20 protein-coding genes are annotated in these 17871 nt (G+C 60.1%); 6 read left to right on the top strand and 14 right to left on the bottom strand.

Annotated elements, in window-relative coordinates; all coding sequences use genetic code 11:
- Nucleotides 1–214: 214 nt before the first annotated feature.
- The 3 genes from AB1E34_RS08900 to AB1E34_RS08890 form a co-directional block, all read right to left on the bottom strand.
- Nucleotides 215–571 carry an NHLP leader peptide family RiPP precursor gene (locus tag AB1E34_RS08900; protein ID WP_372571987.1) on the bottom strand — a complete coding sequence of 119 codons (357 nt, stop codon included), beginning with the start codon at nucleotides 569–571 and terminating at the stop codon, nucleotides 215–217.
- Between the two features lie 49 nt (nucleotides 572–620).
- Complete coding sequence (locus AB1E34_RS08895; RefSeq protein WP_372571986.1) at nucleotides 621–971, bottom strand: nitrile hydratase subunit alpha; 351 nt, start codon at nucleotides 969–971, stop codon at nucleotides 621–623.
- 397 nt (nucleotides 972–1368) lie between these two features.
- Nucleotides 1369–1977 carry a 2-hydroxychromene-2-carboxylate isomerase gene (locus AB1E34_RS08890; RefSeq protein WP_372571985.1) on the bottom strand — a complete coding sequence of 203 codons (609 nt, stop codon included), beginning with the start codon at nucleotides 1975–1977 and terminating at the stop codon, nucleotides 1369–1371.
- 163 nt (nucleotides 1978–2140) lie between these two features.
- Between AB1E34_RS08890 and AB1E34_RS08885 the strand changes: the two genes are divergently transcribed.
- Nucleotides 2141–3325, top strand: a complete 1185-nt coding sequence (locus AB1E34_RS08885; protein ID WP_372571984.1) for an MFS transporter — start codon at nucleotides 2141–2143, stop codon at nucleotides 3323–3325.
- A 388-nt stretch (nucleotides 3326–3713) separates the two neighbouring features.
- Here the strand turns inward: AB1E34_RS08885 and ureG are convergent, their stop codons facing one another.
- From ureG to AB1E34_RS08840, 9 genes are all read right to left on the bottom strand, one after another.
- The gene (gene ureG, locus AB1E34_RS08880; RefSeq protein ID WP_372571983.1) at nucleotides 3714–4361 is read right to left on the bottom strand and encodes an urease accessory protein UreG; all 648 of its coding nucleotides are present in this window, start codon (nucleotides 4359–4361) and stop codon (nucleotides 3714–3716) included.
- Nucleotides 4358–5005 carry an urease accessory protein UreF gene (locus AB1E34_RS08875; RefSeq protein ID WP_372571982.1) on the bottom strand — a complete coding sequence of 216 codons (648 nt, stop codon included), beginning with the start codon at nucleotides 5003–5005 and terminating at the stop codon, nucleotides 4358–4360. The genes ureG and AB1E34_RS08875 overlap by 4 nt, the downstream gene beginning before the upstream one ends.
- Nucleotides 4989–5441 (bottom strand): urease accessory protein UreE, encoded by a 453-nt coding sequence (locus tag AB1E34_RS08870; protein ID WP_372571981.1) that lies wholly within the window; start codon nucleotides 5439–5441, stop codon nucleotides 4989–4991. The genes AB1E34_RS08875 and AB1E34_RS08870 overlap by 17 nt, the downstream gene beginning before the upstream one ends.
- Before the next feature lie 34 nt (nucleotides 5442–5475).
- Nucleotides 5476–5703: a hypothetical protein gene (locus tag AB1E34_RS08865; protein ID WP_372571980.1), complete on the bottom strand. Its 228-nt coding sequence runs from the start codon at nucleotides 5701–5703 to the stop codon at nucleotides 5476–5478.
- Nucleotides 5704–5833: 130 nt separating this feature from the next.
- A complete protein-coding gene (gene ureC / locus AB1E34_RS08860) occupies nucleotides 5834–7594 on the bottom strand; it encodes an urease subunit alpha (RefSeq protein WP_372571979.1) in 1761 nt (586 codons plus the stop codon).
- 337 nt (nucleotides 7595–7931) lie between these two features.
- Nucleotides 7932–8237, bottom strand: coding sequence for an urease subunit beta (locus AB1E34_RS08855; protein WP_372571978.1), 306 nt, complete (start codon nucleotides 8235–8237; stop codon nucleotides 7932–7934).
- Nucleotides 8234–8395 (bottom strand): peptidase M23, encoded by a 162-nt coding sequence (locus AB1E34_RS08850; RefSeq protein ID WP_372571977.1) that lies wholly within the window; start codon nucleotides 8393–8395, stop codon nucleotides 8234–8236. Before AB1E34_RS08850 ends, AB1E34_RS08855 begins: the two co-directional genes overlap by 4 nt.
- A gap of 17 nt (nucleotides 8396–8412) precedes the next feature.
- On the bottom strand, nucleotides 8413–8715 hold the full coding sequence (locus AB1E34_RS08845) for an urease subunit gamma (protein WP_372571976.1): 303 nt from the start codon (nucleotides 8713–8715) through the stop codon (nucleotides 8413–8415).
- Between the two features lies 1 nt (nucleotide 8716).
- On the bottom strand, nucleotides 8717–9529 hold the full coding sequence (locus AB1E34_RS08840; RefSeq protein ID WP_510769685.1) for an urease accessory protein UreD: 813 nt from the start codon (nucleotides 9527–9529) through the stop codon (nucleotides 8717–8719).
- A gap of 408 nt (nucleotides 9530–9937) precedes the next feature.
- Here AB1E34_RS08840 and urtA point away from each other — a divergent pair, with 408 nt between their 5' ends.
- The 5 genes from urtA (at nucleotide 9938) to urtE (ending at nucleotide 15923) form a co-directional block, all read left to right on the top strand.
- The gene (urtA, locus tag AB1E34_RS08835) at nucleotides 9938–11218 is read left to right on the top strand and encodes an urea ABC transporter substrate-binding protein (protein WP_372571974.1); all 1281 of its coding nucleotides are present in this window, start codon (nucleotides 9938–9940) and stop codon (nucleotides 11216–11218) included.
- Nucleotides 11219–11334: 116 nt separating this feature from the next.
- The gene (gene urtB / locus AB1E34_RS08830; protein ID WP_372571973.1) at nucleotides 11335–13251 is read left to right on the top strand and encodes an urea ABC transporter permease subunit UrtB; all 1917 of its coding nucleotides are present in this window, start codon (nucleotides 11335–11337) and stop codon (nucleotides 13249–13251) included.
- Nucleotides 13252–13254: 3 nt separating this feature from the next.
- Nucleotides 13255–14487 carry an urea ABC transporter permease subunit UrtC gene (gene urtC, locus AB1E34_RS08825; RefSeq protein ID WP_372571972.1) on the top strand — a complete coding sequence of 411 codons (1233 nt, stop codon included), beginning with the start codon at nucleotides 13255–13257 and terminating at the stop codon, nucleotides 14485–14487.
- Entirely contained in the window at nucleotides 14484–15224 is a 741-nt protein-coding gene (gene urtD, locus AB1E34_RS08820) for an urea ABC transporter ATP-binding protein UrtD (protein WP_372571971.1), read from the top strand. The genes urtC and urtD overlap by 4 nt, the downstream gene beginning before the upstream one ends.
- A 3-nt stretch (nucleotides 15225–15227) precedes the next feature.
- On the top strand, nucleotides 15228–15923 hold the full coding sequence (gene urtE / locus AB1E34_RS08815) for an urea ABC transporter ATP-binding subunit UrtE (RefSeq protein WP_372571970.1): 696 nt from the start codon (nucleotides 15228–15230) through the stop codon (nucleotides 15921–15923).
- Between the two features lie 110 nt (nucleotides 15924–16033).
- Here urtE and AB1E34_RS08810 read toward each other — a convergent pair whose 3' ends face one another.
- Nucleotides 16034–16450 (bottom strand): putative quinol monooxygenase, encoded by a 417-nt coding sequence (locus AB1E34_RS08810; protein ID WP_372571969.1) that lies wholly within the window; start codon nucleotides 16448–16450, stop codon nucleotides 16034–16036.
- 351 nt (nucleotides 16451–16801) lie between these two features.
- Nucleotides 16802–17871: DNA helicase (locus tag AB1E34_RS08805; RefSeq protein ID WP_372571968.1), on the bottom strand; the 1070-nt coding region annotated here is incomplete at its 5' end.

Here is a 17871-nt window from a genome sequence, read left to right as displayed (position 1 = left end):
CCCGGCGCGGCGTGGTTCCAACGCAAGGTCCAGGTGGGTCTGTGGGCGTGCGCAAAGCACGAACGCGACTTGGGGGTTGCGCCCTCTCAGGGGCAAAGAGGAGCTTGGCGCGTGGATACTGTCTCTGCACCCTATGTATCGGGGCACCAGCGAGTGGACACAAAAAAAAGGCGGGCGGTTGATCGAACAACCACCCGCCCTTGAGGAGTTGGTCTTAGTCCAGAGTGATTACCGCCGAGGCCGATCCAGCGGCAGACCCCAACGCCGAGATAACGATGCCTGCCGTTGCGACACAGACAAAGGTCGAACCACCCTGCGCGTTCAACAGGTCGGAGTCGGAAATCTCGCCCTGCTCGGGTGCGGCAGGCACGTGCAGAAAGCGGGTGTCGCCGGTATCGCGCACAACCTTGATCTCGACATCCTCGGGAATGTTGTGACCAGCAGCAGCGAGGGCTGCGCGTGGATCGCTTTCAAGCTGCGCCATGAACGCTTCGTCGGTCCAGGCCTTGTTCAAAATCTCACCACGCGGCATCGGCGCTGCGGGCAAATGGGTTGCAGTGTCGTTGTTCATTGTGTCCTCCAATATTTGGGTTTTAGCGTGGCGCGGCTCTTGCTGCCGGTCACTTCGTGGCCGCGGAAATCCCCGCCGAGATTCCTGCCGTAACAGCGGCGGCAATCGACACCGCCGCCGAATAGCAAAGCGGGGTGCTTCCACCGACGGCGTTCAGCAGGTCGCTATCCGAGATTTCACCATAGGCCGGAGCATAGGGAATATGCAGGTACTTGACATTTTCCGTATCCATGACGAATTCGATTTCCACATCGTCGGAAATCTGCGCCCCGAATTCAGCCAACGCGGCTTTTGGATCGTTCTGCAATTGCGCGCGATATGCATCGTCGCTCCACACCTTGTTGAGAAATTCTGCCTTTTGAACTTCTGCCGGTACTTGCATTTTTCTTTTAATGGTCATTGTATTCTCCCTTAATTTGCACAGATCGTGCGATTGACCCGGGATTTTGCTTTTCCTCCCCGGAGTTTGGTTTCTTTACAGTAGCTTAGGGACATATTTTCTGTCGAGAATCCCTCTGCCATCAGAAAGGAGGATTCCGCAAAACGCGAAGGCTGTATTCACCTTCAGAGTCTACGATCAAATCGGAATTGAGCATGTGGCAAAAAGCAACGGCTCCGAGTTGTTTCCGAGATAGATTTCCTCATTTCACCTAAAAAGGTAGAATTCAAACCTGTTTGCCGGGTGCGATTCCTGTTAAAATAGATTTAAGAATTATCGCGCCGGATGCGGCTGCAAATAACCCGATCGGCCAAATTCGGACAAGCAGATGTTCAAGGGCAGTAAGAAACCGGCGCGCTCAATTCTTCACGCGCAGGGCCCAGTTTAGCGCGTCCTCAAGCCGATCATCTCCCCAGAACAACTCTCCGTCCTCGGTGGTGAAACTCGGCGCACCGAACAACCCTTGCGATTGCGCGGTTTCGGTGGTTGCGCGCAGTTGGTTCTTGACGGAATCGTCGGTCTGAGCGCTCTGGAGGACCTGTGATCCATCCAGACCCAGACCGTTCAGCAGGGCGACCAGTGTTTCGGGCGCACTTATGGGCTGCCCCTGCGCGAATTGCGCGGCATAGACCGCGCGGGTGAAATCGGGCCCCCAGCCCGCCCCCGCGCCAATGGTGGCAATGCGCGCGGCGAGGAGGCCGTTCTGTGGAAACGGATCAGGCCGATGGATGTTCGGCAGGCCCTGAGCGGCGGCGCGACGCTCCAGATCGCGCCACATATATCTGCCCTTGGCCTCGTAGATGTTGAAGGGTGAGGTATCCCACCCCTGTGCGCGAAAGATTGGTCCCAGCAGGAAGGGGCGCCAGATCAGCTCCACCCCGGCGGCGCGGCAGCGATCCTCGATCCGCATCGCCGTTAGATAAGAGTAGGTCGAAGCGAATTCGTACCAGAAATGCAATACGGGCATGCGGTCGGGTCCTGTGCTGAACTGGCATTTTCTCAGTGCAGTGTTACCGGTCCGCGCGCCGATGCCAACCGACCGCCGTCCGAGAAGGGCATGGCTGACCTTGTGTCATTCGACCCCGCATGCGATGTCGGTCCCATAGCACTCCCTTATGTGATTGAGCCAGATGTTCCGGTCTTTTCCCGCCGCGCTGCTACCCTTTCTGCTGCTTCTCTTCGTGGGGACCGTCTGCAGCGCGATGATCGTTCCATATATGGGGTTTTTCATCGTCAACGGGCTGGGGCAGGAGCCCTGGACCATAAGCATCTATGCCGGGCTGGTGTCCTGTCTGGCGATCCTGGTGAATCGCAACTTTGCCGGGCGGCTGGATGGCGGGGACAATGCTTTTCCGCTGATCGGGATCGCGGCGGCGGCCTTTCTGATCGCCAATCTCGTACTGTCGGTCGCGCCGGTCTTCTGGGTGGTGCTGAGCGTTGGCGTGCTGGGCTTCGGAATCAGCACCAGCACCGTATCGACCCTGTTCAGCCTTGGTGGCAGCATGGCCGAGCGGCACGGGATCGCCCGCAGCCGCTTCAACGCCTATATGCGCGCCACCACATCGACGGCGTGGATGGTCGGCCCGGCCGTGTCCTTTCTGATTGCCGATCAACTGGGCGCGACGGCGGTGTTCAAGCTGAGCGCGCTTCTGTCGCTGCTCTGGCTTGGTCTCTGGTGGCGGGCCGTGCCGCATGACTTGCGCCTTGAGGCCAAGGACGACCAAACACCCAAGCCGGGGCAGGGCGGGCTCAATACTGGGCTCTGGCTGGCGGCGGCGTTTGTGTTCTGCCTGTCCACGGCGCATTCGCTGACCTTCTCGGCGCTGCCGCTGTTTTATGTGCAGGAGGTCGGCCTGCCCGGCTATGCCCCCGGTACAGCCTTCAGTGTGAAGACCTTTGTCGAGGTGTTCGCCATCTTTTCAACGCCTTATCTGATCGCGCGGTTCGGGTTGCGGAAGTCGCTGCTGGCGGTGACGCTGTTGGCGGTGGTCACCATTCAGGTGCTTGCCTCGGTCCAGAGCTACTCGCAGATGCTGGCCGGTGCGGCGATGGAGGGGCTTTATTACGGGCTTTATGCCAGCCTTGGGATCAGCTTCGTCCAGTCCTTTGCGCCGAATCGTCCCGCACGCGCCACCGCGCTGTATTGGAATACGCTGATGGTGACCGGGATACTTGCCGGGCCAGCAGCGGGTTTGATCGCGCAGGCCTATGACTTCCGTACCGTGATTCTCGTGGCCTCGGGTGTGGCCGGCGTGGCGGCGATCGTGCTGGTGCTGGGCAGCCTGTCCCGCAAACGGCACCCGTCGCCTTCGTGAGCCTGCAGGTCAGTTCGACCCAATGCCAGACCCACAAAGATGGATGCCGAAACGGGGGAACCCGTTTCGGCATACCACGCCTTGGGAAAGCTCTAAAATCAAATGCCGCGCCGCGGCCAGTAATCGTTAACATAGCGCATGTTCATCACCGGTTCACTCGCTGATCGGAAACCGATCTCCGGAGGCGCGGCCTGTCGGGAATTCCAGACCAACGCAGAAAGTTGTTGTGCGCTTCGGCTTAATAGTTTCGGTCAATGTCTCCCAAACCAGAGCGGTTAATGTCTTGCCGCCTGACATCATTTAGCCACAAAGAGCCGAGGGCTTCTGTAATCCAGGCCACACAAGGTTAAAAAATCTTGCCAGGGGCCGGTTTTCCGGCGCGCCCGGATCACACCACCGCTTCGCGTGGGGTCTGGTGCGCAAGGTCTAGGCCGCCGAGCCCCGCGAGCAACTCGACAATCTGCGCCACACCCTCGCCATGACGCAGGGCTGCCATCACAAAGGGCCGATCCTTGCGCATGCGAGTCGCGTCGCGCCGCATCACGTCCAGATTGGCGCCAACATGCGGCGCCAGATCGGTCTTGTTGATGATCAGGACGTCCGAGCGGGTGATCGCCGGGCCCCCCTTGCGCGGGATTTCCTCGCCTGCCGCCACATCGATCACATAAAGAGTCAGATCGGCCAGTTCCGGGCTGAACGTGGCCGACAGGTTATCACCGCCGCTTTCGATCAGCACCACTTCGACCTCGGGGTGGCGTTCGACCATCTGCGCCACGGCGGCGAGGTTGATCGAGGCGTCCTCGCGGATCGCGGTATGCGGACAGCCACCGGTCTCGACACCGATAATCCGGTCCGAGGGCAGCACCTGCATCCGCATCAGCGCATCGGCGTCCTCCTGCGTGTAGATGTCATTGGTGATGACACCCAGCGAGACCTTGTCGCGCAATGCGGTGCAAAGCGCTGCTGTCAGAGTGGTTTTGCCCGCGCCCACCGGGCCGCCGATGCCGATGCGCAGGGGGCCGTTCATACTGCTCATGTTCGGAAAATCCTCGAATACTGGGTTTCATGTTTCATTGCCGCGATATCGCTCAGAAAGGTGGTACCGCTCAGCGCGTCCAGATCACCATGTTCCGTCGCCTGTGCTACCTCGGCATAAACGGGGATCAGGGCGTGTTGCATCACTTGTCCTTCGGTCTGGCCCAGCGGCAACAACCGCTGCGCCGCCGCGATCAGGTTGGCGACAAAGGCCTGCAGATAGCTGCGCTGTGTCAGGTCAAGCGGCAGACCTTCCTGCGCGGCCGCCGAACCCAGAGCCACCGGATAGACCCAATCACCCAACCCGGGCTGCGAAACCGCGCGTGTGGTCCGGCAAAAGGCCGCGCCTTGCTGGTCGGTTTCAAGCAGTCTCTCGCGGGCCGGGGCAAATGCCCGCGCCAGATCGTCAATGCGGGACAGCGCCGCTGCCCCCTGCGCGTGATAGGCCGCCGCGAGAAACAGGGCGTCGGACCGGCCCGACCCGGCAGTCAACACATCGCTCAGCCACGCCTTGAAGCTTTCCGCATCGGTGACCCAGCCCTGATCCACAGCCGCTTCCAGCCCATGGCTATAGGCATAAGCGCTCACCGGGTAGGCGGGCGACAGCCATTGCAGCAGGGTCAGGGTCTCAGTGGGCGTGGCCATGGGTCCGCCCGTGCCCGTAAGCGCCACCTTCGGGCGTGAAAGGTTCCACCACGTCGCGCAGGGTTGCGCCCAGCTTCATCAGCATGTCTCGCATCACGTGATCGCGTTGGATCAGCAACCGGTCGCCCTCAATCTGGCAGGGTGTGTGGCGGTTGCCGATATGCCAAGAGATACGGGTCAGATCGGATGCTGTGACTTCCAACAGCGGCTCGGGCGCGGCGTGAATCTCAACCTTGCGCCCATCGTCAAGGATCAGCGCTCCGCCATCGTTCAGCGAGGTCGTTTGCGCCAGATCAACCAGTATCCGCTCGCCGTCTTCACAGGTGAGCACTTTGCGGCGCAAGAAGCGGCCCTCGTAGGTCAGAGACAGGTTGTTCGAGGGCTCGCCATGCAAATGATCGGCATACTGAAGCGCAGTAGAGAGGAGGGTGGTCATGCGCACGCCTCCTCTGATTTGGGTTGTGCGTCCGCTAGATGCGCCAGACCGAACCGGCAAAGACGTGATGCACGATACGGTCGCGTGACAAGCCGCGGCGTTTCAGTTCTTCGTCGCTGAGCGATTGCAGAAACTGAATCTGTTTCGCGTGCGAGCGCGCCTCGGCCATGTTGATCAAAACCGCGTAGATCGATGATCCGACTCTGCTGAGCATTGCGGAAACCGAGAAACCGGGGCGTTCTTGAAGTGTGGATTGTGCCAATAGGACCTCCATAAAGATGGGTTAAGCAGGTCCTCCCATGGCATCTAGTGTTTGTCATTTGATCCTCACTGTATAGTGGGTTTTTGATCATGGCTGCGTTGTGATTGCTGCAACGCAGCACAGGATTTGATCAGAATAAAAAGTATCGCTGCGCCATCGGCAGGGTTTCGGCGGGCTGGCAGGTCAGCAACTCGCCATCGGCGCGCACCTCGTAGGTTTCGGGGTCAACCTCGATCTGTGGCGTCGCATTGTTCAGGATCAGATCGCGTTTGCCGATGGAACGGGTGCCCTGCACCGCCACGGTGTCCTTGGCCAGCCCCAGGGTGTCACCGATCCCCTCGGCTTGTGCCGCCGCAGAGACAAAGGTAATGGCCGAGCGTTCGACCGAGCGGCCATAGGCCCCGAACATCGGGCGGCTATAGACCGGCTGCGGGGTCGGGATCGAGGCATTGGGATCGCCCATCTGCGCACAGGCAATCGTGCCGCCCAGCAGCACCATCTCGGGTTTGACGCCAAAGAATGCCGGGTTCCACAGAACCAGATCGGCGCGTTTGCCTTCCTCGATGCTGCCGATCTGATGGCTGAGGCCATGGGCGATGGCCGGGTTGATGGTGTATTTCGCGATGTAGCGGCGGACGCGCAGGTTGTCATTCTCGCCGGTTTCCTCGGACAAACGACCCCGCTGTTTCTTCATCTTGTCCGCGGTTTGCCAAGTGCGGATCAGCACTTCGCCCACGCGGCCCATCGCCTGACTGTCCGAAGCGATGATGCTGAACGCGCCCATATCATGCAGAATATCCTCGGCGGCAATGGTCTCGCGCCGGATGCGGCTTTCAGCAAAGGCCACATCCTCGGGGATAGATTTGTCCAGATGATGGCAGACCATCAGCATGTCGAGATGCTCTTCGACCGTGTTCACGGTGAAGGGCCGTGTGGGGTTGGTGGAGGAGGGCAAGACATGCTGCTCGCCGCAGATCTTGATGATATCCGGGGCATGACCGCCGCCCGCGCCTTCGGTGTGGAAGGCGTGGATTGTGCGGCCTTTCATGGCAGCCACGGTGTTTTCCACAAAACCCGATTCGTTCAGCGTATCCGTGTGGATCATCACCTGTACATCCATCGCATCCGCGACCGAGAGGCAGCAGTCGATGGCGGCGGGCGTTGTGCCCCAGTCCTCGTGTAGTTTCAGCGCGCAGGCCCCGGCCCGGACCTGTTCTTCCAACGCGGCGGGCAGCGAGGCGTTGCCCTTGCCCGCAAAGGCCAGGTTCATAGGGAAAGCGTCCGCTGCTTGCATCATCCGTCCGATATGCCAGGGGCCGGGCGTGCAGGTGGTGGCCAGGGTGCCATGCGCCGGGCCGGTGCCGCCGCCCAGCATGGTGGTCAGCCCGGAATGCAGGGCATCCTCGATCTGTTGCGGGCAGATGAAGTGGATATGACTGTCGAACCCCCCTGCGGTCAGGATACGCCCTTCGCCCGCGATGGCCTCTGTGCCCGGGCCGATGATGATATCGACACCCGGCTGCGTATCGGGGTTGCCCGCCTTGCCGATCTTGGCGATGCGCCCGTCCTTCAGGCCTACATCCGCCTTGTAGATGCCCGAGTGATCGACGATCAGCGCGTTGGTGATGACGTTATCTACCGCGCCCTCGGCGCGCGTAACCTGAGACTGCCCCATCCCGTCGCGGATCACCTTACCGCCGCCGAACTTGACCTCTTCGCCATAGAGCAGCGCGTTGTCGCCGGTCCCGCCCGTTGCGGCGGCCCCCGCGCGTTCCGCTGTCAGGTCGCGTTCGACCTCGATGATCAGATCGGTATCGGCCAGCCGCAGCCTGTCACCGGTGGTGGGGCCGAACATGGCGGCATAGTCGGAGCGTTTGATTTGAGCGGGCATGTCTGATCCTCAGATCACGTATTGTTTCATGAACTAGGCGAACTGCTGCCATTGGTCTGTAACAGTTTGCTTCGCTTTGATTTTTCGACGGGAACACTTCCTTGCAAACGAAGTGCGCTGCGGTTTTTTATAGTTTTGAGCCCATCGGTCGGCTTTGACAAATGAGACAGTGCATCACCGAAGGGTACCTTATGTCTACCATCGCATTTTGGCTTCACGTTTCCGCGTACGTTATCTTTGTTTTGGCTACACTCGGCCAATGGCGCGGCTGGTGGTAGATCAATGTATCGCGGGGCGAACCTTAACTCTTTGCCGGAAACGTTGGCGCTGCTTGGCATCAGAGGTCGCCCATGACTTGTTGATTGAATCCATAAACCCGTCGCGCGCCGCCGATGGGGATCAGCGACACTTCACGGCGTTGGCCCGGCTCGAACCGCACGGCGGTGCCGGGCGCGATGTCGAGGCGCAGCCCGTGAGCGGCCTCCCGGTCGAACTCCAGCGCCGGATTGGTTTCAGCAAAGTGATAGTGACTGCCCACTTGCACCGGCCGGTCGCCGGTATTGGCGACCATCAGAGTGATCGCCTCTGCGCCCGCGTTCAGGGTGATGTCACCCGCCGCGGGCATGACCTCACCCGGGATCATTTGGAACGGGTCGCGGCAAGACCCACTGCGGCCAGCGCGATAAGGGCGAGGCCCAAACCAAGATTGGTATAGTCCGTCCCATGGGCATGAACATGTCCGGCCTCATGGGCCAGAGCGGGCGTGGCAAACATCAGGGCGGGCAGCATCAATCGGGTCATTGGGATCTCCTTTGAACTCAGCGAATGGGGTTGTGAACGGTGACGAGCTTGGTGCCGTCGGGAAAAGTGGCCTCGACCTGAACCTCGTGGATCATCTCGGGCACGCCCTGCATGCATTGGTCGCGGGTGATCACCTGAGCGCCGGCCTGCATCATATCGGCAACCGAGCGTCCGTCGCGCGCGCCTTCGACCACCGCATCGGTGATCAGCGCTATCGCCTCGGGGTGGTTCAGCTTGACGCCGCGCGCCAGCCGTTTGCGGGCCACCTCGGCGGCCATGGCGACCAGCAGTTTGTCTTTTTCTCTTGGGGTCAGGTTCATGTCAGAGCGTCCAGCATTTTGGTAATTCACTTTGCGACAGGTATGTCAGCGCCGGTTCCAGAACCTGGCGCAGGGCAAAGCCGTCGCGTGCCAGCACCCGCGCCACCAGCAGCCCGTCCCGGATCAGGCTGGCCCCGGCGGTTTCGGGTAGCAGGTCGCGCAACCCGTTTAGGCGGGCCTCGGCATCGGGGGCGGCATAAAGCAGCAGCGCCAGCGCTCCTGCGCCATTGCCGGTGAAAGGCCGCGCCATATGGGCCTGCAGATCGCCACTCAGGTCGAGACGGTCCAGAAAGATCGGGTGACCAGCGCGGCTGATCTCTACATGGTCACGGAACCGCGCATCCGTGAGGCTCTCGCCCATGGCCGGACGGCCCAGGATCAACGGTTCGACCATCAGAAACCGGGCCTCGTCGTCCAGTTCGACCCGCAGGCTGCGATGCAGGGTCGAGCCGTTGAACAGGATGGTTTCCTGCGGCAGCCAATTGAGGCTTGCCCCGGCTTCCACATGCAATTCGGTCCGCAATTGCCCGATCTGGCCCGGCTGCGCGCGATAGGCCCGTTCGGCGGCTTGTGTGGTCAGGGTCAGCGCGGTTCCGGTAAGGGCCCGCGCCTCGACCTGGAAGCGATCGCCGCCGGTGATGCCGCCCGCCGTGTTGACCAGAACCGCATCAACCGCGGGTCCGCTTGGCCGTGGAAAGACGCATTTATACGACCCGGACATCCGCAGGTCATCCAGCACGCTGCGACCTGCCAGCGGTTTGGTCGACAGCTTGACATGTCCCCGCGCTCTGGGTTGCGCGGATGATGAAGACAGCGTCGGTATGGGTGCGGCCAGTTGAATAACTGCCTCCGATTCAGGCGATTTCGGCGCTGACTGTCGATCAGAGGGGCAGGAGCAACCAGCCTAAACGGCCAAATCAGCGGTATCCCCCCTTTGGTTGCCCAAAATATCAACGAAACAACCTTATTGGATTAAAAATTAGGCAAAAACATGCATTGAGTTAGAAAACAGGCGCCGGGCCGTTGCCTAATTTGCCGCGTTGCAGAATCGCTGAAGGCACTCAGGCCGGGGGGACCGGTCAAGGGTGTGTGACGGCCGGATCGACTTGGCACTCGGATCAGCCGCCACACGGGTGCAACATTTAAGTTGCGGGGGAATAGGTAAGCAGAGGTGCCTGCCAAAGCAAGCGTGTGCTGCTGATCCACCCCGCGAGGAGACAGAATGAACTTCCTGAAAACCACATTGGCGGCTGCGGTCGCGACCACCGCGCTGACCGGCGTCGCCCATGCAGCCGATTGCCCTGTAAAGGTGGGTGTGCTGCATTCGCTGTCCGGCACGATGGCCATTTCGGAAACCACGCTGAAAGACACCATGCTGATGCTGATCGATCAGCAAAACGACAAGGGCGGCGTTCTGGGGTGCGAGATCGAGGCCGTTGTCGTCGACCCGGCCTCGGACTGGCCACTTTTCGCGGAAAAGGCGCGGGAATTGCTGACGGTGCATGATGTCGATGTCATCTTCGGCAACTGGACGAGCGTGAGCCGGAAATCGGTTCTGCCGGTAATCGAAGAGCTGAACGGGTTGCTGTTCTACCCGGTACAGTATGAGGGCGAGGAATCGTCCAAGAACGTCTTCTATACCGGCGCCGCACCGAACCAGCAGGCAATCCCGGCCACCGACTATTTCCTGGAGGAACTGGGGGTCGAGAAATTCGCTCTGCTTGGCACGGACTATGTCTACCCCAGAACCACCAACAACATCCTGGAAAGCTACCTGCAGCAGAAGGGCATCGCCAAGGACGACATCTTTGTGAACTACACGCCCTTTGGCCATTCCGACTGGTCCAAGATCGTGGCTGATGTGGTTGCTCTTGGGGCCGACGGCAAAAAGGTCGGTGTGATCTCGACCATCAATGGCGACGCCAATATCGGCTTCTACAAGGAACTGGCCGCAGCGGGTGTTTCCGCCGACGATATCCCGGTCGTGGCCTTCTCGGTGGGCGAGGAAGAGCTTTCGGGCCTCGATACCTCGAACCTCATCGGCCATCTGGCGGCCTGGAACTACTTCCAGTCGGCGGATTCCGAGGCCAACGAAGAGTTCATCGCCACCTGGAAAGAGCGCATGGGCGAAGAACGCGTCACCAACGACCCGATGGAAGCACATTACATCGGCTTCAACATGTGGGTGAACGCAGCCGAGGCGGCCCAAAGCACCGATGTGGATGCGGTTCGCGCGGCCATGTACGGGCAGGAATTCCCGAACCTGACCGGCGGCACAGCGGTGATGCTGCCTAATCACCATCTGGCCAAGCCGGTGCTGATCGGCGAGATCCTCGACGATGGTCAGTTCGACATCATCAGCCAGACCGAAGAAGTGCCGGGCGATGCCTGGACCGACTTCCTGCCGGAATCGGCGCTGCTGAAATCGGATTGGAAAGAGCTGGGTTGCGGGATGTACAACACCGAAACCTCGACCTGCGTTCAGACCAAGTCGAACTACTGATCCCATGAAAACCTGCCAGAGGGGGCGACCCCTCTGGCCCATAAGCGCCTTCGGGCCGATAAAGGAATGAGTGCACGATGCTGCGCGCAGTGAATATTTTTGTCTTTTGGGTTCTGATGGCCACGGCAGCCCTCGCCCAGGACGCGCCGATGCAGTCGGTGTTGCAGGACCACCGCGACGTGATCGTGAAAAGCTCGCGCAAGACCATCGCGCCCGCCATCGATGCAGTGGCAACCAGCGGCTTGGCGCAGGCCCAGCAGGTGCTGGAAGCCTGGCAGGCCAAGAACATGTGGTTACGCAAAGAGGATGACCTTTTCTTTCGGGCGGAAAAGGCTGAATCTGGCCTCTATGCGCTTTATGACCTCGATACCGGCGCGCAGGTTGGCGAGGCAGAAAAGCGCGATCTGAAGCAGATCAAGCCCAATAGCGGCATCCGCGCCATGCTCGCCACGGCTCTGGTGCAGTTCCAGCTCTCCGATCCGAATGCGGCCAACCGGGCCGCGGCGCTGCAATCGCTGGAGCGCGACCCGTCAGCGGCGGCGCTGGAGCCGCTCCGCGCCTCGATCCCAGGCGAAGAAAATACCGTGCTGAAAGCCCGCAAAGAGCGGTTGGAACGGCTTTTGACCATGGCCTATGATCCTGATGATGCCGCCCGCGTCACTGCGATCGAGAGCATGTCAGACGATCTGGGCGTGGATGTGCGTGCCACGCTGAACCCAATCCTGCAAGCCCGCGTTCAGGTGTTTGAAGGTGACATCCCCGAAGACCTGAATGTCAAAGCCGAGCTGATACCCGGCAGCGAAGCCCTGTCGCTGGATCAGGCCTATGAGCTGCTGGTTTCCGAGGGTTTCGCGACGAAACCCCTGACGCCGGAGGATATCCGCAAAGCGCTGATCGCCCATATCGACGGTGGACGGGTCGGCGGCGTGCCCCTGGTCACGCTGGACACCGATGCCGCCCGCGCTGCGGCCTATCAATCGCTGGTCGAGCAGGGGCAAGTTGTACCGGGTGTGACCTCGGACCAGATTGGTGAAATCGTCGCGCAATATCAATTTGCCGAGGTCTATCTGGACCCGTCACACTCCGTCGCGGCGGCGGCAGAGCAGGCAATGGGCAGCATCAGCACGCGGGTAGCTGCCGGGCAGACGCTCGATCTGGTGCTGGACGGGCTGTCACTGGCCTCGATCTATTTCCTTGCGGCCATCGGCCTTGCCATCACTTTTGGGGTGATGGGCGTGATCAACATGGCGCATGGCGAGTTCATCATGATGGGCGCCTATACCGGTTACGTGGTGCAGCAGGTGATCCCCGATCACACCACCTCGATCCTGGTGGCGATCCCGCTGGCCTTTGCGGTGACCTTCGGGGCAGGGGTGGCGATGGAGCGGTTGGTGATCCGCCATCTCTATCATCGTCCGCTTGAGACGCTGCTGGCCACCTTTGGCATCTCCATCGCCCTGCAGCAACTGGCCAAAAACATCTTTGGCACTCAGGCGCGACCCCTGACTGCGCCGGGCTGGCTGGACGGGTCGCTGGTGCTGAATGACGTGGTCTCGATCAGCTATATCCGCATCGCGATCTTTGTGCTGGCGTTGTTTTTCCTCGTCGTGTTCCTGTTCATCATGAAACGCACGCGGCTGGGGCTTGAGACCCGCGCCGTAACGCAGAACCCGCGCATGGCGGCGAGCATGGGGATCAATCCGGGGCGCGTGAACATGCTGGCCTTTGGCTTTGGCTCGGGCATTGCCGGTGTCGCGGGGGTCGCGATCGGTCTCTTTGCCAAAGTGACATCCGAATTGGGCTCGGCCTATATCGTGCAGAGCTTCATGACCGTGGTGGTCGGCGGCGTCGGCAATATCTGGGGCGCGCTGGCAGGGGCCACGATGATCGGTTTCTTCCAGAAAGGTGTAGAATGGCTGAACCCGTCCAACACGCTGGCGGCACAGACCTACATGATCATCTTCATCATCATCTTCATTCAATTCCGGCCGCGCGGGATCATCGCGCTCAAGGGCCGAGCGGCAGGGGACTGAACCATGGATCGCAGTTTCTTCGCCCGCAACCCGTCGGTGCTGATCTTCATCTCGCTGCTGGCGCTGTTCACGCTGATGGTCACGGTGCTGGCCGAAGGGTTCGGCATCGGCGTGATCTCAACCTCGTTCGTCAAGACACTGGGCAAGACGCTTTGCTTGTGTCTGGTGGCCATCGCGATGGACCTGATCTGGGGTTATTGCGGTATCCTGAGCCTTGGTCATTTCGCGTTCTTCGGGTTGGGTGGCTACATGATCGGTATGTGGCTGATGTATGAACGGACGCGCGATATCGTCGTGACCTCGCTCAGCGAGGCGCCGCTGCCACCGACCGAGCAAGAGGTGATCGACGCCATCGGCACGCAGATATTCGGCGTTGTCGGCTCGAACAAGTTTCCGCTGGTCTGGGCTTTTGCCGACAGTCTGGTTCTGCAATTGGCGCTGGTGGTGCTGGTGCCCGGCCTGCTGGCACTGGTCTTTGGCTGGCTGGCCTTCCGCAGCCGGGTGACGGGCGTGTATCTGTCAATCCTGACACAGGCGATGACCTTGGCGCTGGCGCTCTATCTGTTCCAGAATGACAGCGGACTGCGCGGTAATAACGGCCTTTCGGGCCTGCAGAACCTGCCGGGACTGGAGGCGGTGCCGCAGGCCACCATCTCGCTCTGGTTCCTCTGGGCGTCGGCGCTGGCGCTTGGTCTGGGCTATCTTCTGGGCGCTTGGGTGATGTCGGGCAAGTTCGGGTCGGTCATCAAAGGCATTCGCGATGACGAGGCGCGGGTGCGGTTCCTGGGCTATTCGGTCGAACGCTACAAGCTGGCCGTCTTCACGCTGACTGCATGCATCGCGGGGATCGCCGGTGCGCTCTATTACCCGCAGGCGGGTATCATCAACCCCGCCGAACTTGCGCCGATCGCCTCGATCTATCTGGCGGTCTGGGTTGCCATTGGCGGGCGCGGACGGCTCTACGGGGCCGTTGTGGGCGCGGCGCTTGTCAGCCTGCTCTCCAGTTGGTTCACTGGCGGACTTGCTCCTGATCTGCCGCTTGGGTTTTACACGATCAAATGGGTCGATTGGTGGCAGATCGTGCTGGGCCTGTCCTTTGTTCTGGTCACGCTGTTTGCACCGACGGGGATCGGTGGGCTGGTCGATCTTTGGAATGAACGGCGCGCGCCGGATCGCCACGGCGCAGACCTGGGCCCCGATATGGGATCGCTGCGCGAGAAGGAGGCTTTGGAATGACCACGCTTTTGGAAGTCTCCGGCGTCTCGGTCTCGTTCGACGGGTTTCGCGCGATCAACAACCTGTCCTTCCAGATCGGCAAGGCGGAAATGCGCGCCATCATCGGCCCCAATGGCGCGGGCAAGACCACTTTCATGGATATCGTGACGGGCAAGACCAAACCGGACGAGGGCAGGGTGCTTTGGGGGGACAAAAGCCAGTCCCTGCTGGCGCTGAACGAGGCGCAGATCGCGCAGGCGGGCGTGGGGCGCAAGTTCCAGAAACCCACCGTGTTCGAGGATCAATCCGTAGCGGACAACCTGTTGCTGGCGCTGAAAAAGCCCCGCTCGATCCTGTCGGTGCTGTTCTTTCGCCCCTCCGCTCCTGATCGCGCGCGGGTGGCGGAACTGGCCGAGCATATCGGGCTGAAGGATGAGATGGATCGCAAATCCGGCGAGTTGAGCCATGGCCAGAAACAATGGCTTGAGATCGGCATGCTGCTGGCGCAGGAGCCGCAACTGCTGCTGGTGGATGAACCAGCTGCCGGTATGACACCGGAAGAGCGCGAGCATACGACCCGCATTCTGGTCGAGGCCGCAAAAACCCGCGCGGTGGTCGTGGTCGAACATGACATGGAATTCGTGCGCAGGCTCGATTGCAAGGTCACCGTGCTGCATGAGGGCTCGGTTCTGGCCGAGGGCAGCCTGGATCACGTCACCGCAAATCAGGACGTCATCGACGTCTATCTGGGGCGCTAGAATATGCTGAATATCAAGAACCTGACGCTGCACTACGGCCACTCGCAGATCCTCTATGATGTGTCGCTGGAGGCACAGCAGGGCGCGGTGACCTGCGTGGTGGGCACAAACGGCGTCGGCAAGACCAGCCTGATGAAGGCGATCTCGGGCACTCATCCGCGATCAGCCGGAGAGGTGTCGCTGGATGGCGAGTCCATTGGGCTGCTGCCCGCCCATGCGCTGGCGCGGATGGGAGTCGGATATGTCCCGCAGGGGCGCGAGATCTTCCCCTTGATGAGCGTGCAGGAAAATCTGGAAACCGGCTTCTCCTGCCTGCCGCGCGAGGCGCATCACATCCCGGACGAGATATTCGAGTTGTTCCCGGTACTGCATGACATGCGTGATCGGCGCGGTGGCGACCTGTCGGGCGGGCAGCAGCAGCAACTCGCCATCGCGCGGGCGCTGATCACCAAGCCCAAGCTGCTGTTGCTGGACGAGCCCACCGAGGGCATCCAACCCAACATCATCCAGCAGATCGGTCGTGTGATCTCGATGCTGCGCGACAAGGGCGAAATGGCAATCGTGCTGGTCGAACAGTATTTCGACTTCGCCTATGAACTGGCCGACAGTTTCGTTGTGCTGCGCCGGGGAGAGGTGACTCTCTCGGGACGCAAGGACGAGTTGATGCGCGAAGACGTGCTGGCGGGCGTATCCGTCTGACCCTGCTCACCGCGATTTCTATCGGACCAGCGCAGCCTAGACGGCTATGTCAGGCTGGATCACGGGATCGCATAAACGACACGACCCGCCGTTTCTAGCTTCGCGAAATCTCAGCGTGCGAAGCCAGCGATTTTGCCGAGATAGGCGGGGTTCGCATCGGCAAATACTTCTTTCAGATCATCACCTGCGGGGCCGTAAATCGCGATGCTGTCGACGGTGAATGCCTCAAAGAACTCTTCGGCAAAATTTGCTCCGAAATTGGACATGTGGAGCATCGCCGCATCATTGTCGGCATAGCGCTCATAGATATGCACGGTGTCGCCATCCTGCATGTATTCATAAATCAGCGCGTCTGGTTCGTTGGCCATTGTGGCCTCGGACATGCGGGTCACCAGCGGCACAACCTTGTCGGCCATGCCCTCATTCACCGACATGGTGATGCTCCAGTGAATATCATCCGCGTCTTCCCCGGCGATTGCGGCCGTGGCACCCAGGATCATCGCGCCTACCCAAATCGAAAATCTCATTCTAACCTCCCTTGGTTTTAATGGGTCGAGCGTGCGGGCACCGCATCGTATGAGTCAAGGATGCAACCAGCCTCAACACCTGCGCGAAAAGGTTTCGAGGACCAACCCATATGCTCAAAAGGTATCATGCTGGACGACGTCGCGGATACCGAAAGCGATACTTGGTGATCTTGCAGCCAGACAGGCACGAATAAGAAAAGACATACCAAAGGTCGGTGAACAGTATTGGTATGACCCCGATCTTATCGTGTAACGCCAGAGCGGGTCGGGTTTTGGTGCCCAACATACAAGGTCAGATGTGCGGACTTTATGGACACTCGCCGAATGTCCGCAATGCACTGTGCCGCTCGGCTACGCAGCTTGATCCAACTGGACTTCGCCATCGTGCAAGAAGCAATACTTGTCGAACACAGACAGATCGAGCGGGTTGGGTAGGCGAACATCCGACACATCGGGCATAGTCTTGACGCTCAGATCGAACGAACGGTCTATTTGCGAGATCAACACACAAATTGCACCTGTCGCCTTCACATATCTCCGTAGAGACGTGATCTGGTCGTCAAGGCTTGGATTGGTGCGCCTCTGATCGAGAAGTTGAAGGTAATCGATCACAATCACTGCGGGTTCTAAGACGCGTTCAAGGCGATTGATGATGTAGTTCGCAGATACTTCATCCGACGTATCAATAACCACGGCTTTCTGTTCGGGCACCGGGTCGATGCCGAGAGCCGAAAACCGGTCTGCAATGTCACGCTCGTGGTAGTCTAGTGTGAAGAAATACCCTTTCCGGCCAAGCGTTACTGCCTTTGACGCCAATTCGAGCCCAAGAAGTGTCTTGCCGTGACCGGGTCTTGCACCAAGCAGGACCAGGTCGCCGGGTTCGAGCCGAGACAGGACGATCGCCGCCGGACTTTCTCTAGACAATGACGATGAAAGGTGGCTCCAGCTTTGGAACCCCTCTTCAATAGCCATCTGATCCAGCGCTTCGTGCAAAGGGATACCATTCTGGCGCGCCAAGAGTTTAGCTTGTCGTTTCAACCGATAAATGGGAGCGGAAAGGTGCAATTTGGTTCCTCCTCTTTCGAGACGCCTCCGCAATCCCTCCTTATGCACACGCTCGGACGAGACAGGTCCAAATTCACTTCGCTCCGCATGACAGATGCTTCCCAGATGGAGGGCGGAGGCCCGAGCAAGGCCCACAACAACCGTGTCCGATCCGATCCCAAAATTCAACATTGAATAGCTGACGTTCGCCGCACGCTGACGAGTTGGGAGGCTGGGCTCACGCACTAAATCGCTCCGCGATATGGGCTCTGTTTGGCGTGAGTTGTGCTTACGCGGGATATGTTTCGCGGTTTGTTGAGTTGGGAGTTTCCTGTTGATCGAGGTGATTTTGCCTCGATTGACAGAGGGTTTTCCCA

It is taken from the genome of Ruegeria jejuensis, from assembly GCF_041537905.1.
Taxonomy (GTDB): Bacteria; Pseudomonadota; Alphaproteobacteria; order Rhodobacterales; family Rhodobacteraceae; genus Ruegeria_C.
The sequence above is the reverse complement of the archived record's forward strand: the minus strand, read 5'-3'. Positions and strand labels throughout refer to the sequence as shown.